Source organism: Yunchengibacter salinarum, from assembly GCF_037658235.1.
Taxonomy (GTDB): domain Bacteria; phylum Pseudomonadota; class Alphaproteobacteria; order Sphingomonadales; family Kordiimonadaceae; genus Yunchengibacter; species Yunchengibacter salinarum.
This window is the reverse complement of sequence record NZ_JBBJLN010000035.1, coordinates 1-509: the sequence shown is the minus strand read 5'-3', so window position 1 is coordinate 509 and position 509 is coordinate 1. Positions and strand designations below refer to the sequence as shown.

Sequence of the window (509 nt, the reverse complement as noted above, 5' to 3'; positions counted from 1 at the left end):
CAGCCGGATGGTGAAGAACAAGGCCGTTTACGTGGCCCTCGGCGTCACCCGTGATGGCGTGCGCGAGGTTCTGGGCCTATGGATTGCCGAGAACGAGGGCGCCAAGTTCTGGCTCTCGGTGATGAACGAGCTGAAAAACCGCGGCGTCCAGGATATCCTGATCGCCGTCGTGGATGGGCTGAAGGGCTTCCCCGATGCGATCACGGCGGCCTTCCCGGACACCATGGTCCAGACCTGCATCGTGCACCTGGTGCGCCATTCCCTGAACTTCTGTGCCTGGAAGGATCGCAAGGCTGTGGCCGCCGATCTGCGCCTGATTTACGGCGCCCCGACTGCCGAGCAGGCTGCCACGGAATTAGACGCCTTCGAGGAAAAATGGGCCGGGAAATACGCCTCGATTGCCCCGGCCTGGCGGCGGGCATGGCAGGAGGTGATCCCGTTCTTTGCCTTCGATCCGGCGATCCGCAAGATCATCTACACGACGAACGCCATTGAAAGTTTGAACAGGG

At 61.7% G+C, this 509-nt stretch carries 1 protein-coding gene; it reads left to right on the top strand.

Annotated elements, in window-relative coordinates; translation table 11 throughout:
- A partial coding sequence (locus tag WGH93_RS13210; protein ID WP_374765341.1) for an IS256 family transposase occupies positions 1-509 on the top strand: 509 nt, incomplete at both ends.